Source organism: Arthrobacter rhizophilus (assembly GCF_026241105.1).
In the GTDB taxonomy this organism is placed as follows: Bacteria; Actinomycetota; Actinomycetes; order Actinomycetales; family Micrococcaceae; genus Arthrobacter.
In genome coordinates this window covers 18,167-31,726 of the sequence record NZ_JAPFFT010000035.1, presented here as the reverse complement: position 1 = coordinate 31,726, position 13,560 = coordinate 18,167, and the positions used below count along the sequence as shown (strand labels likewise).

Here is a 13,560-nt window from a genome sequence, read left to right as displayed (position 1 = left end):
TCGGGGGTGTGTCTGCGTGCCATGATTCGTGAATTTCCTCCTGCGTCCATTCTCGGACACGAAACTCACACAAACACCGGACTCCTATCCGGGGACCCAACCAAAGGCTCAGGCCATGAAAACACACGGCAGAGGAGCAGACGAAGCCTCATCGATTGTCTAAGCGCCGGTAACTGATAAGACAGGGCATCTGTTTCATGGACGGCGCAACAGGACGGACCTCGTCGGAATAGCCGCCAGATGGTCAAAGCGCTGCTGGGAGCATCTGAGCCTGGAGGCAGTGCACGGCTCTCGGGGGTGCCGGACACCGCATCGAGCCGCAGAGGCTTGCTGCCTGGACGCTGTAAGCGTGACATGGTGTCCGGGATTTGAGCCGACTTTACAAAATGGATGAGGGCAGGTGAACTCGGTAGACTGCCGAGTAGCCGGTAAGCCGCAATGCGGTGACTGACTGCGGGTCTGGCCCCATCGAGGTGAGATCTCCCCAACGGCTGTTGAAGTACATGCTCTCAGCGTTCTCCGGGCCTTCCAGGAACCCCATAAAGCGGAATCGTCGGAATTTGGGTCCTCCCATCCACCGGCGAAATCGGTACGCCTCAAGCCGTGTCCGCAGACCTTTGGATCCTAAATTCCGTTGCGGAGGACTCTCATCGGATCCGCATCTGGCAATAGAGAGCCGAAACTGGGTCCCTGGCTGGCGTTTCCTGCCGAGTCCTCTCCTCCCGTGACAAACCATATGCCTTTTGCGTCAGTTGCCGACTCATTGACAAAGAGGTGTGGCTCAGTAGCGTCAAAACAGAAGGAATCGCCCGGGCGAAGGAGGGTGCGCTCAAAACCCAGGAGCAGTGTCAACTCCCCCGCGAGAAGATATCCCGACTCGATGCCATTGTGACGGGTCATTTTTTTATCGACTGTGGACGCTCCTCTCGCCGCGTAAGTGACGAGAGTCGTCTGCACACTCCAAGCCGGCTGGCCAGCCAAAGGCTGCCACGTCACTCCGCTGGCACGCTCAATGGTGGGTCCCTCTGCGGCGCGCATCACCGCAACACGCGCCGTGTTCTGGTCCGGCTCCAATCGTGCGGCGCTGCCGTCGACGCCCATCAATAGATCCACGGAAATCCCAAGATGGGATGCGATCTGGTAAAGCGTGGCAACGGAGGGGTGGAGCTTGCCTGTTTCGACTTGAGAGAGCATGCTTGCGGAGATCCCCACGGTAGATGCAACCGCGCGCAGACTCAAGCCCATGCGTTCACGCTGCGCTCTAATGCCCTCACCTAGTTCTCTTGCCACGCCGCCCTCGCTGCCGTTGTAAAAGGAAGCACCAACGCGTCCATTCCAGCGCTGTTCAGTCTGGGTTCCCAGCATACCCCACCGATTGTTCACTGCAGCTCAATGTAAGTGCAGTGTTCATTTGGATTTATCGACCCGTGGCGCGGAAAATAGGCGAACACTCCACACCTTGCTTACCTAAGATGAACAGCAGTGTTTAGTAGCGTTCAGTATTGATTGACACCGCGGGTGGGTTGTTGTTATCTTGTGATGAACACCACGATGCGATGTTCCATCAGTTCATGGCAGGAGCTCTCCTTATGTCCAAGCCAGGCATTCGTCCTGAAATCACAGAGATAGTCGAGCAAATCGATGCGCTGCGGCCAATGCTCATTGAGAAAGGCCAGGAGGGAGATGAACGCCGGCGGATAGCTGACGACGTGTTTCATGCCCTTGCTGCAACTGGGGCCTTCAGCATTTCGGCTCCCCCCAAATTCGGTGGACTTGCAGCAAACACTCTTGAGTGCCACAAAGTTGCTCGAGCCATTGCCCGCGGTGACGGGGGTGCGGGGTGGGTCGCCGGCATTCTCGATTCTGGGGCATGGGTCCTGAGCCTTATGGACACCCGCGCCCAGGAAGACGTATGGGGCGGCGAAGCTGGAGTGAACAGCTTCGTGTCTATTGTGCTGGCTACCTCCTCGGAAGCAGAGCCAGTTGCGGGTGGATTCAAGGTAAGCGGTCGATGGGGCTACGGAACTGGCAGCCTGCATGCCCATTGGTCTCTATTGGGCATACCCCTTACCGACGAGGACGGAAGAGCCATTGACGCTGGGCTGGCGTTGATTCCGTCAGAAGACCTTACCTCTGAAGACAACTGGTTCGTTGCTGGCATGAAGTCCAGTGGCAGTGTCACACAAATTGCCAGTGATGTATTCGTCCCAGAACATCGCATCTTCCCGCTCACGGCAGCGGTTGAGGGCGGCTACTTGGGTCATAACTCCGAGCAGACCTACCAGACAGTGTTTGTGCCCTCTCTTTTCATGAAACTCATCGGGCCCCATCTGGGAATGGCTCGCGCAGCCTTGGACTACGTCGTCGACAAGGCCGATTCCAAAGCAATTGCCTACACGGGTTACGAGAAGCAAGCGGAAGCTGTGTCTTTCCAGCTGGCGATCGCACGAGCGTCCATGCAATTGAATGCCGCTGAGGTGGTCGCTGGACAGGTCGCCAATGAGATTTACGAAGGGGCGGGTAGGGGGTACTACGCGCCTTACGGAGAAAGGATAGAGATGCGTGCCAAGGCGGGTTGGATTGTTGAAACCATTACCGCCACCATGGATCAGCTGCTGACTGCTCACGGGTCGGCAGGCTTCGCCGAATCATCTCTACTCCAGCGCATGTGGCGTGACCAGGCAACGGCAGCCCGCCACGGCCATACGCTCGCCGTAAGTGGATATGAGGCGTTTGGAAAGGTCATCTTCGGTCGGCAGGACGAAGCCCGCCGCGTCCTGCCGATCGTCTAAGTAAGTGAACACTTCAAGGTCGTCCAGAAAGGAAATAATCATGACCACAACATACGCAGACCAAACTGTATCGGCTGAAGACTTCAAATTCGCGTTTCGGCACCATCCAGCCGGCGTGGGAATCGTCACCGCGGATGCAGGAAACGGGCCCGTGGCAATGACGGTTAGCTCTCTTGCCTCCGTCGGTATCAACCCCCCTTCCCTGGTTTTCTCCGCTTCCGCCCTCTCCTCCAGCACACAAACCATCTGTAGCGCCGAGACTGTCGTAGTCCATCTGCTCGCATCGGATCAGGTTGAGCTCGCCAAACTTGGTGCTACGAGTGGCGTAGATCGCTTCGGGGAGGGAATTGAATGGGACAGGTTGCCAACCGGTGAGCCCTACTACCCCCAGGCCAACTCCTGGCTAAGGGGCCGAGTAGTGAACCGCGTGGATGTGAGTGGATCAACTCTTATCATCGTTGAGGCCATCCAAGCGAAGCCACGGGAAGCAGCTGAGAAGGCAGATGCGTCGCCTTTGGTCTATCACAACCGTCGTTGGTTCGCGCTGGGTGACCACTCGGCCATTCTCTAGGCCAGCAAAGTGCATGCTGGCCCGCTGACTCGCTGGCAGGCCAACATTCCAATGTCGTCCGTAGTTCGGTTAGCCAGAGGCATACGGGAACCATCCTGGCTCATCAGACAAGGTTCTCTCGATATTCTGGCGGATGCTGCGGGCATCGGACACCACAAGAGACGAGTTGTTACGGGTAGCACTTTGCGCGTTCTCGTCACCGGCCAATTCCAAACTACGTGGCCTGCCGTACCACCGAGCAGTCTCATTGCGAAGCGGCACCAGAGTCGTCCACCGGTGCCGGCTTGTTGTTGGAGTGCTTGATAACAACGCACACATAGGCTAGAGCATCATACGAAGACGCGAGTAGCCGTTGTTCCATCAACGTTCTCGGAGTCGGGATGCCACGTCACCCGCGTTAGGAATCCATGGCGGCGCCCCTGACGGCCCCGTGCGTTTCCTGAGTAAATTCTCTCATCGGCGCTCTGCGAGACGATAACTGAAACTTAGCTTTGTAATCTGTCTGGCCTCAACGCGCTCCTGAGGCTACGACGTCCAGCAGATGGCTCGCGTTCTGGCGCCGAGATCATTGGCCGCTACTGGCGCGAATCCTTCTCGGCGCCTTCCCTCCAGCTCTGGGTGAGCGGGACTGCAGCCTCTTTTGTTGCCTCGGGGTCATAGGCCGCTGTGAGCGCGATCCGGTTGTTTGCTTCATGTTCGATATCGGTGGGAGTTTGCCCAGCCGTCGTTGCCTTCCCGGGTGATGGCAGGTCCGCTCAATCCAGGGTGCGATTGGCCAGCCGGAGCTCCCGCCTCGTCAGCCACCGCTGACGGTCGAGCGCGTTCTTCTGCAGCACAGAGAAGGATTTAATCGCGGCGTGGTAAGCGCACCCATCGACGCTGCCCATCGAACCGGTCAGCCCGTAGCGTCGGAGTTTCGACGAAGCGGCGCGACTAGATGCGCTTCGACCCAGTCACGTTCCGTCACGGAGCTGTCCTTCCACTGTAATACCCTTGCTTGCTTAAGCCCGACAACCCCGTCACCGCCAGGGGACCCATGCGGATCCCTTGATGCTGGGGACTGCTTGGTGGTGGTCCATCCAACGGCTGGTTGGAGGACGGCGTTGGGCCGTCTTTCTCGTTTAGTGGATTTTCTGCGTAAGCGAAGCGGGACATACTCGATGGCACAGGCCACCGATGCTTAGCCTGGTTCAGGGCGGCAAGCGCCACCGATTGATCCGGCAACGGCCAAAACCGCGTGCACTGTAGAAGCCAGCCACCGGAGTAGCACACGGTCGGAGTAGCACTCGATCGTAGCCGCCTGCGCCAACACAAAGTTACGACGCGCTTGACCAGGTTCCGCGGTGTGCCGTTAGGCTGGGGCGAGGGAGGCAAACTGTGGACTCATCCCGTCAGACCCACATTGAAGGCATCGAGTGGACTAACCCCTCGTAGTTGGCCAGGAAGTCATGAGAACGTTTGAGGCGTCGGTGATCGTCCAATTGCCGTCAACGACGAACCGGGCGTGCTGCAAACGTGCTTTCGGGTTAACAACGCCTGAGCGTGGGACACGAAGGCCTCCAGGTTTGCAGCGGTTGCGTAAACGTCAGCTTTACTCCACGTCGGGAGGCCGTCGGCATCCCGACCATCTCACGCCGTGTCCTCACACTGCCTCAATTAACCGCCACGGGCATAACAACGAGCAGCCGTGAATCAACAGGCTCCTTGTGGACCAATGCATCGAGGCAGCAGTGACGGCGGCCCAGACACAACAGCTGTAACAACCTGCCCGGTTCCGTGACCTCCCCGGGCAGGAAATCCGGAAAACAGGGAGCAGACCGGTGAGTGTCCCCGGTCTGGGATGGGTTTCCGGTCTGGGCATCTGTGTCATGACTCTTTGGGTCCGAAACTGCATCCCGTCCTTTTGGTCAGGCCATTACAAGCGCTGGACAGCAAGAGCCTGCGGCACGAGGGAACGCCAACAAGCCGATTAAAGCGATGGCACGGTTCGTGGTGCTGAACGCCTGGCGCCTCCAGCCGTGGTGAAGGCCAAGCAAAGATAAAAGGCCTCTTCCGGTATACCAAGTCGTGACGCCTGGTTCGGGAACGGCAGGCAGAGTCAAAATACGACCACTTGGTGACCGCTCAGCGGGCGGAACAGGGCTGCAGCTCTTTTTGAGCTACAGCCCTGTCTACCATCCTGCAAGTCATGCTGGTGCCCATAGAGAGGTCGCTATTTGGGCGGCGGCCTTCGGCATGTTCCCGAGCGCCTTTGCTCTACTCAAGTACGCTAGGCGGCGGCAGCCTCAATTAGCTGATCCGCCAGCCCCGGTCAACATTCAGACTGTGAGCAGAAATGCCCTTATTGAAGAGCAGGAATTTAGTCGCAGAGACTATGTCCTCCATGGTTGCGAGTTCACCGCCGGGGGTGCGGGACTTGTATCCCTCAAGCGCTGCCTCCTTTGAGGCCCAGAAGGGGCTGTCGCCAATGATTCCCGGATGGAGCGAATTTACTCGGATAGGGGCCAGCTCCAGAGCCAGGGTGTTCATAAGACCATCGACGCCGCCGTTGATGGTCGAAACGGTTGTGGAGCCTGGATAAGGTGCGTCCTTGGCCCGGCCTCCAAACAGAACAATCCCCGTCGAAACACTTGGTTGGAGACGATCCAAGAGTGTATGTACGGTCTCCGTGTACCCGATCAGCTTCAGGGTCACCAAGCGCCTTGCCCGGGCAATATCAAAATCGCGGACTGTGTTGGCGTCTCGCTCAATGGCTCCGAGGACAACGCCATCTAGCTTACCCACGCTCTTGAGCTGTTCTTCGATGCCTTCAGGTTCTGAAACGTCCAGTGCTACGCCCTGAGCGTTACTGCCGAGCGTGGAGGCCACCTGGTCTGCGGATTCAAGCGAGCGGCTCGTCACCACCACTTGATCGCCTGATGCAGTCAGGTCCTTCGCAAGCTCCAATCCGATTCCGCTCGAACCTCCGACAACCAAGATTTTCCGTGCAGCCACTGTAATTCTCCTTCGAAGTGGTTGATAGTTTATTAATTTCAGAGCATGTCTTGGTGGCTGATGCAGTTATCCTCAATGTCTTCCATTCCGTAGAACCAATACCATCAGGGATGCTTAGTTCTTGAGCAGCGCCTAACGAACAGGCAGCATTATCTTGAGGACCAAGGTCGTATCTGTATTCAGCGAGAGGACACAAGGAGAAGTATTAGCCACGCGCACAAGCCGGTAAGAAGTGTGTTGATCAGACCAACACCATGGATTTCGCGAAAGGGGGGCGGATGAATTCCGCACCCTCTTCCGGTCAAAAACCTATTTACACTGCAGCGATGGCATCGATTTCGATGGTTGAGTTGTTGAACAGCGCATCCACGCCGATCAGTGAGCTGGCAGGCGGAGCGTCCGTGTCCATGATCTGATCTCGCACCTCACGGTAAATCCGCAGCTTTTCCTTGTCGAGACCTGTGATGTAGATGTTGATGCGGGCAAGTGACGAGAAGCTTGCCCCGCCAGCAACCAGAGCACGTTCAAGTTCCCGCAGGGTGAGTTCCACGGCACGGGCGAAGTCTTCGGGCACCGAGCCGTCCTCTTCAAACCCTACAGCACCTGAAACGAACAGAAGGTCGCCGGCGCTAACTTTAACGCTGTCGGCAATCCCGGGAACCACTGGCGCCGGGATTCGTGTGAAGCGTTCATTGGACATAGTTGTTGCTCCTTTAATGTTAAGTACATTGGACTGTTTGGCTAGCCCTGCTTGGCTTTTTGGGCGAGTTCTACAGTCGGGGGTTAGGCCTCTGCCGTGGCTATAGAAATGAGACTAAACGTCCATGGTGATCGGATCGTCTGCTCCGAGGAGCACGCGTCCGTAAAGTTCCTTACCGACTTCGGCGGTCACGTATGCGTGACGGGCGCCAATCTCGGAATCACGCCAAATGCGTGACAAAACATTTGGCTCGGCAAAAGAGCCGGCTCCATTAGCTGTCAGCAATGCATCGATTGCTTCTTTCGCGAAATCTGCGATAAATCCGATGTCATTGCGGATTTGGGCGCGGGTCTCAATATCCTGGAGATGTCCTTCGTAAGCGAACTGATCGATCAAGTCGGCCGCATTGCCTGCAAGAAGTTCAGCGAGCCGGATCTTGGTGGCCGCTTGGGCGACACCGAGCTGATGCACGGGAGAGTTCTTGGCTGCGGTATAACGCGTGTACGCAACGGGCTTTTCGGGCAGTTTCTGGAGAGTGAGCTCCAGCGCATGGCGTGCCAGACCCAATTGAGGCGAGATCAGCACGAGCGCTGCAACGGCGATGAACGTCATGCGGGAATTGCGCTCTCGGTCTGCATACGGGGTCAGATACTGAGCGTCGCGCATGCCCGCAAAGCTCTGCACCCGGTGATCAGGTACGAACTGTTCGTTCATAACAACTGTGTTGGAGGCAGTGCCCTTCATGCCAGTTACATACCAGCTCTCTTCGATCGTGTACTGATCGCGCGAGAAAAGAGCGATGGCACGAGGGTCTTCGCCTTCGGGCACGTCCAATGCAATGCCCAGAGCGGCCCAGTTTGCGGCGAAAGCACCTGAAGAGTAGGGCCATCGACCGCTGACAACGTATCCGCCCTCGACTCGTTTCATAGTGCTTCCAGGCGTGAAGATTGCTGAGATCCTGGTGTTCGGAGATCCGGCAAACAGGTCATTTTGGGCCTGCTCGGTGAAGGTTGTTCCGAACCACGTTCCGGCGTTAAGCAGCGAGGCTACCCAGCCCGTCGAACCATCTCCGCGGCTAATCTCCGCCAGGACTTCAACGACGGTGCGCATGGAAGCTTCCTGCCCGCCGAGGCGGCGGGGAACAAGCAGGTTCAACAGGCCCTCAGCCTCTAGGGCATCAATGACTACGGGAGAGATCTGTCCGTTGGCAGACCCCTCAGTTGAGTGTTCGCGGATCAGCGGAATCAGCTTTGTGGCCCGGGCGACGAGTTCCTCGTCGAAAGTTGGCCTCTCAATGCCAGCTGAAAGAGGTGTGGTGCTCTGAATCGTCATAAGAATCCCCTCCGGGAAAAACTCCGACGTTTCCGTCGGCTGTTCAAGTCGGGCCAGTAGAAGGAGCTTCAGGCTAACATTGTGACTGCACGGTGTCCACTAATACTTAACAGGAGTCTCAACATGTCCAGTCGCCTCGTTCGCGTCCCGGCCCCGGTTGTACCAGGAATTTCGGATAGCGTCCTCGACCTACAGTCAAATCTTCTGTATGTGTCCGGGGTATACGTTCCCGATCCGGAGGACATGGAGCGTTCCATGCGGCTTACTTTTGGAGCGCTGGAGGAGGCGTTGCATCGAGGAGGGACAACATTTTCTAGCCTTGTTCGTGTCAACGTCTTCATTAAGCATCTCGATGAAGAGAAGTTGCAGACGTACCGGCGCGTACGTGACGCCGTCATTGATACAAAGAATTTACCCGCCAGTACGGTCGTGGGTGTTCATTCTCTCTACAACAACGCCGTGTTGGAGATTGACGCGATTGCAACAGTTGAACCACAAGCCGCTTCCATACTTGCCGCGAAGCACCGTCAGGTTTAGCGGTCCCATTCCGGCAGTCGTTCAGATAGTGGCCAGTTTGTATCGAGGAATGTTATGCGCCAGATTCTTGGCCACTCCGTCTATGGTCATTCGGAACTTGCTTCTGTAATCGTCGGACCGGCTGACGCCGCAGGGGTACCGGCCAGTGCTCCGGCGGCGACGGCGCCGAGCCCCATTGCGGCGGAAAGGGCGGTGCGACGGGTCAAGGTGGTCATTGGTGAGCCTTTCAAAATAAGAGCTTTGGGCGCACGGAACCCACGGAAGGGGCCGGGCACCAGGGAAAGTCAGGCTCGGTCTTCGTCGACCATGCGCGCTAGGTGGAGGGTCAGGTAAGTAACTTCGTCCCCGGTCAGGGGTTCGCCGAGCCTGAGTTCGAGCACGGCTTGGAGCTTAAGCGCCGTGGCATAGGCCTTCGGGTAGGAGTCCATGACGACGGCACGCAGCTTGCCTGCGCCTTCTTCGAGCTGTTTGCCGGAATTGGCGCGGACAAAGAAGTACCGCAAATGGGTGATGAAGCGGGCGGCGTTGACCGTGTTGCGGTCAACGGGTCGCCCGTAGGCTTGTTCCATGACTTCGAAGAGCTGGGCGAAAACTCCGGTCATTTGGTAGGTGTACGACAGGTCTCCAGTGGCGAAGCCCGCGTTGACCAGGTGCAGGGCGATCGCCACGGCTTCGTCGTCATGGAGCACAATGTCCAGATGCGAGTTCACAAACTGAAGGATGCATTGGGCAGCCTTTAGCTCTGCCGGGTAAAGGTGCGACACTTCGACTCGGAGAGGGTAGTCGAAATCCAGGCCCATCCGGCGCCTCTTGATGGCAAAACTAAGATGATCTGCCAATGCGACCGAAAGCACAGTGCTTCCTGGTATGTGCATCTCGGACCGCCCGGCTTCCAGAGCCTGCTCGGTGAGAAGGAGGTGCTCGGGAGGGATGGCCGCAACCATGGCCCCAAGGTTGTCAGGGTCTCTGCCATCTTCAGGAATGAAGGTGCGCAACACCTTTGACGGATCGACCATCTGTCCGGGTCTTGCTTGAAAACCCAAGCCACGGCCGGTGAGGATCACTTCCCTGCCGCTCGGATCCCGCGAAAGAACTACGTTGTTGTTGAAGACGCGCAGGATTTCCACGTCGTTGTAACTCCTTCCCCCGAAGGGTAAGCAGGACGGGGCAGGAAGCCCAGCCCTGCTGGGATCAGGCGACTGCTACGCCGTTGTCCACTACTGCGCCGTCGCTTGCGATGACGTCCCGGTACCAGCCGAAGGACTTCTTTCGGTACCGCTCCAAGGTACCCGTGCCGTCGTCGTTCCGGTCCACGTAGATGAAGCCATACCGCTTGCTCAGCTGGGAAGTTCCGGCACTCACAATGTCGATGCAGCCCCACGAGGTGTAGCCCATCACCTGGGCCCCGTCCGCGATCGCCTCACGGACCTGGACCAGGTGGTCGTTCATGTAGCGGATTCGGTAGTCGTCCTCGACGGTCGGGACGCCGTCCACCTCCACCAGGACGTCGAGGGCGCCCAGCCCGTTCTCCACGATGAACAGCGGCTTCTGCCACCGTTCCCAATAATCATTGATAATCACGCGTAGGCCCTGCGGGTCAATCTGCCATCCCCACTCCGAGGCCTCAAGTGTCGGGTTCGGCACACCGCCCATGATGTTGCCGGGGCCCTTCGTAATTGAGGCATCGGCCGACTCGCAGATGCTCATATAGTAACTGAAGGAGACAAAGTCCACCGTGTTCCGTAGGTCCTCGCGGTCCTGTTCCGTCACGTCCAGTTCAACCCCGTTGTCCCTGAAATGACGCAGAAGGTAGCCCGGGTACTCGCCCCGGCAGTGGATGTCGCCGAACGCGTAGCTGGCATGGGCAGTGTGCATGGCCTGCTCGACATCATCCGGGGACGGAGTGAGCGGGTACACCGGATGCGCGACGATCATGCAGCCCACCTGGGCATCCGGCATCAGTCCATGGGCCATGCGTGTGACCCGGCCTGACGCAACCAATTCATGGTGGATGGCCTGGTAAAGGTCCTGTTCCGTCAGCCCCTGCCGCGGCAATGGAATGCCACCGGAGACGAAGGGCTCATGAATGATCGAGTTGATCTCGTTGAACGTCAGCCAATACTTCACCCGGGATCCGAAGCGCTCGAACAGAATCCGGCAGTACCGCTCGTAGAAGCCGATGAGCGCGCGGTTGGTCCAGCCGCCGTAGCTGCGGGCCAGGTTCAGTGGTGTCTCGTAGTGGCTGATTGTCACGAGCGGCTCGATGCCGTGCTTCTCCAGTTCGTCCAGCACCCGCTCATAGAAGGCCAGGCCTTCCTCGTTGGGCTGCTCGTCATCGCCATTGGGGAAGATCCGGCTCCAGGCAATGGAGAAGCGGTAGACCTTGAAGCCCATCTCGGCGAAGAGCGCGATGTCCTCCGCATAGCGGTGGTAGAAGTCGATCGCCACCTGCTTGAGGTTGTCATCGGTGGGTCCTTCAGTGGGAGGCGCGGTGATGCCCTTCGGCATCACGTCCTGGATGGACAGGCCCTTGCCGCCCTCCGCGTAAGCGCCTTCAATCTGGTTCGCGGCGGTCGCACCGCCCCAGAGGAATCCGTCCGGGAAGGGCCCGGTGGCGGGCTTGGTCATTGCTTGGCTCATGCTTTTCTCCTCCTGTTGCGCTGGTCAGAGTTCGACGTCGAGTGCGGGGACGCCGTGCGTGACGTGTCCCACCGCAAGAGGTACGACGGCGGTCAGGTCCTTGGTGTTGGTGATCACCATGAGTGTGGTGGTGTCGTAGCCGGCCTCAAGGACCTTGGCGCGGTCCACCGTAGCGAGCAGCTGGCCCGCCTCGACGCGCTCACCGCGGGTCACGGCAGGCTCGAAGCCCTCACCCTTCATCTGCACCGTGTCAATGCCGATGTGCACCAGGACCTCCACGCCCGCATCCGACTTGATGCCGTAGGCATGACCGGTCTTCATGACCGCCTGCACGGTGCCGGCGACGGGGGAATGGACCCGGTCCTCGTCGGGCACGATGCCCAGGCCGGCGCCCATGGCGCCGGATGCGAACACCTTGTCCTGCACCTCGGAGAGTGCGACGACGGATCCGGAGACCGGGGCGAGGACGGACACGTTGCCGGCCGTGGGGGACACCGGGGCCGCGGCGTCCGACGCGGCCGCCTCCGCGTCGTCGTCGGCCTGTTCACGTGGACCGAAGAAGAAAGTCAGGGCGAACGCGATGACCATGGCGACGGCCGTGCCCAGAAGAAAAACAGCGAAGCTGCCCACGGCCGTGAATGCCGGGAGTGCCATGACAGAAAAGAAGACGAACGAGCTGGCAGCGCTGCCACCGATCGCAGCGATGGCGCCACCCACGGCACCGCCAGCGACGCCGAAGAAGAAGGGCTTCTTCAGGGGCAGGTTCACACCATAAATGCCAGGCTCGGTGACGCCGGCCAGGAAGCCGGAGAAGACGGCCGAGGTGGCGACCTGACGACGCTTGGCGCTGCGCGTGCGGATGGCCACCGCTGCCATCGCGGCGACCTGTGCCATGACAGCGGGGAAAAGCGGGGCCATGAAGAGCGAATGCCCCGTGTTGGCCAGCTCACTGGTCACGATCGGGAGCAAGCCCCAGTGCAGACCGAACAGGACGATGACCTGCCACAGGCCACCGAGGACGGCACCGGCCAACCAGGGAGCAAAACCGAACAATGCGGAAACACCTGCAGAGAGGGCCTGCGAGGCGAACGTGGTAATCGGGCCGACCGTTATGAGGGTCAACGGCACCATCACTGTCAAGGACAGCACGGGCGTCATCAAGTTCCGGAAGACCGAAGGCAGCACCTTAAGCAATGCACGTTCGATGTACCCCTGCAGCCACACCGCCGCCACGATCGGAATCACCGAGCTGGCGTAGTTCATCATCACCACAGGGATGCCTGCGAACTCCACAGGTTTGCCGGCCGAGGCGAGGGCGACGATGCTCGGGTAGACCAGGGCACCCGCGATGGCCATGGACGTGAACTGGTTGGTCTTGAAATGGCGGGCCGCGGTGACCGCCAGGAAGACGGGGAGGAAGTAGAACAGGGAGTCTGCGGCTGCGGTCAGGATCACGAAGGTCGGATCTGCGTGGTCCACCCAACCAAAGGTGGAAGCCATGCTCAAGAACGCTTTGATCAGGCCGGAGGCGGCCAGCGTCCACAGGATCGGCGTGAAAATCGCTGACACCATGTCGATGAAGCGGTTGAACAGGTTGCCCTGGGCCGGGGCCTCGGCGTGGGCGTCCTCGGAACCGAAGCGGGAGATCTTGCCGAGTTCAGCGAAGACCAACGGGACGTTGTTCCCCACCACCACCTGGTACTGGCCGCCCGCCTTCATCACGGTAATCACGCCGGGCAACTGCTCCACTGCAGCGGTATTAGCCTTGGATTCGTCGTGCAGTTTCAAACGCAACCGGGTAGCACAGTGGGTGGCGCCGGCGATGTTCTCCTCGCCGCCCACCTTCTCCAAGATACCGGCAGCCAGTGACTTGTAATCAAGAGAAGCCATAACAGTCCTTTCTGTCCATTGCCGTGTTTTGGGCATAAAAAAAGACCCGAGCCACACGTCACCGTGTGTCTCAGGTCTTGCCCCGTTTTTCGGGTAACAATCCT

General features: G+C 58.8%; 11 protein-coding genes and 1 pseudogene. 3 read left to right on the top strand and 9 right to left on the bottom strand.

Features of this window, described 5'->3' with window-relative positions; translation table 11 throughout:
- Positions 1-624 precede the first annotated feature (624 nt).
- Positions 625-1,365 (bottom strand): helix-turn-helix domain-containing protein, encoded by a 741-nt coding sequence (locus tag OOZ51_RS19785; protein WP_265981493.1) that lies wholly within the window; start codon positions 1,363-1,365, stop codon positions 625-627.
- A 137-nt stretch (positions 1,366-1,502) separates the two neighbouring features.
- On the opposite strand from OOZ51_RS19785, the gene OOZ51_RS19780 reads away from it, so the two are divergent.
- The gene (locus OOZ51_RS19780; RefSeq protein WP_265981491.1) at positions 1,503-2,792 is read left to right on the top strand and encodes an acyl-CoA dehydrogenase family protein; all 1,290 of its coding nucleotides are present in this window, start codon (positions 1,503-1,505) and stop codon (positions 2,790-2,792) included.
- A 40-nt stretch (positions 2,793-2,832) separates the two neighbouring features.
- Positions 2,833-3,363: a flavin reductase family protein gene (locus OOZ51_RS19775; protein ID WP_265981490.1), complete on the top strand. Its 531-nt coding sequence runs from the start codon at positions 2,833-2,835 to the stop codon at positions 3,361-3,363.
- Positions 3,364-4,022: 659 nt separating this feature from the next.
- Here OOZ51_RS19775 and OOZ51_RS19770 read toward each other — a convergent pair.
- The 4 genes and pseudogenes from OOZ51_RS19770 to OOZ51_RS19755 form a co-directional block, all read right to left on the bottom strand.
- Positions 4,023-4,296: pseudogene (locus tag OOZ51_RS19770) on the bottom strand (IS3 family transposase); the annotation flags it as partial.
- Positions 4,297-5,652: 1,356 nt separating this feature from the next.
- Positions 5,653-6,357 (bottom strand): SDR family NAD(P)-dependent oxidoreductase, encoded by a 705-nt coding sequence (locus tag OOZ51_RS19765; RefSeq protein ID WP_265981488.1) that lies wholly within the window; start codon positions 6,355-6,357, stop codon positions 5,653-5,655.
- 313 nt (positions 6,358-6,670) lie between these two features.
- Complete coding sequence (locus OOZ51_RS19760) at positions 6,671-7,057, bottom strand: RidA family protein (protein WP_265981487.1); 387 nt, start codon at positions 7,055-7,057, stop codon at positions 6,671-6,673.
- 114 nt (positions 7,058-7,171) lie between these two features.
- Complete coding sequence (locus OOZ51_RS19755) at positions 7,172-8,389, bottom strand: acyl-CoA dehydrogenase family protein (RefSeq protein ID WP_265981486.1); 1,218 nt, start codon at positions 8,387-8,389, stop codon at positions 7,172-7,174.
- A gap of 123 nt (positions 8,390-8,512) precedes the next feature.
- Between OOZ51_RS19755 and OOZ51_RS19750 the strand changes: the two genes are divergently transcribed.
- A complete protein-coding gene (locus OOZ51_RS19750; RefSeq protein WP_265981484.1) occupies positions 8,513-8,926 on the top strand; it encodes a RidA family protein in 414 nt (137 codons plus the stop codon).
- Between the two features lie 86 nt (positions 8,927-9,012).
- Here the strand turns inward: OOZ51_RS19750 and OOZ51_RS19745 are convergent, their stop codons facing one another.
- The 4 genes from OOZ51_RS19745 to OOZ51_RS19730 form a co-directional block, all read right to left on the bottom strand.
- The gene (locus OOZ51_RS19745; RefSeq protein WP_265981482.1) at positions 9,013-9,141 is read right to left on the bottom strand and encodes a hypothetical protein; all 129 of its coding nucleotides are present in this window, start codon (positions 9,139-9,141) and stop codon (positions 9,013-9,015) included.
- A gap of 69 nt (positions 9,142-9,210) precedes the next feature.
- Positions 9,211-10,053: a PRD domain-containing protein gene (locus tag OOZ51_RS19740; protein WP_265981481.1), complete on the bottom strand. Its 843-nt coding sequence runs from the start codon at positions 10,051-10,053 to the stop codon at positions 9,211-9,213.
- Positions 10,054-10,117: 64 nt separating this feature from the next.
- On the bottom strand, positions 10,118-11,566 hold the full coding sequence (locus OOZ51_RS19735) for a glycoside hydrolase family 1 protein (protein WP_265981480.1): 1,449 nt from the start codon (positions 11,564-11,566) through the stop codon (positions 10,118-10,120).
- A gap of 24 nt (positions 11,567-11,590) precedes the next feature.
- A complete protein-coding gene (locus tag OOZ51_RS19730; RefSeq protein WP_265981479.1) occupies positions 11,591-13,456 on the bottom strand; it encodes a beta-glucoside-specific PTS transporter subunit IIABC in 1,866 nt (621 codons plus the stop codon).
- Positions 13,457-13,560: the final 104 nt, after the last annotated feature.

Excerpts from the sequence above, each read along its gene's own strand:
- OOZ51_RS19735 (WP_265981480.1), bottom strand. The coding sequence starts at position 11,566 with ATGAGCCAAGCAATGACCAAGCCCGCCACCGGGCCCTTCCCGGACGGA.
- OOZ51_RS19785 (WP_265981493.1), bottom strand. The coding sequence starts at position 1,365 with ATGCTGGGAACCCAGACTGAACAGCGCTGGAATGGACGCGTTGGTGCT.
- OOZ51_RS19730 (WP_265981479.1), bottom strand. The coding sequence starts at position 13,456 with ATGGCTTCTCTTGATTACAAGTCACTGGCTGCCGGTATCTTGGAGAAG.
- OOZ51_RS19775 (WP_265981490.1), top strand. The coding sequence starts at position 2,833 with ATGACCACAACATACGCAGACCAAACTGTATCGGCTGAAGACTTCAAA.
- OOZ51_RS19755 (WP_265981486.1), bottom strand. The coding sequence starts at position 8,389 with ATGACGATTCAGAGCACCACACCTCTTTCAGCTGGCATTGAGAGGCCA.
- OOZ51_RS19750 (WP_265981484.1), top strand. The coding sequence starts at position 8,513 with ATGTCCAGTCGCCTCGTTCGCGTCCCGGCCCCGGTTGTACCAGGAATT.
- OOZ51_RS19760 (WP_265981487.1), bottom strand. The coding sequence starts at position 7,057 with ATGTCCAATGAACGCTTCACACGAATCCCGGCGCCAGTGGTTCCCGGG.
- OOZ51_RS19745 (WP_265981482.1), bottom strand. The coding sequence starts at position 9,141 with ATGACCACCTTGACCCGTCGCACCGCCCTTTCCGCCGCAATGGGGCTC.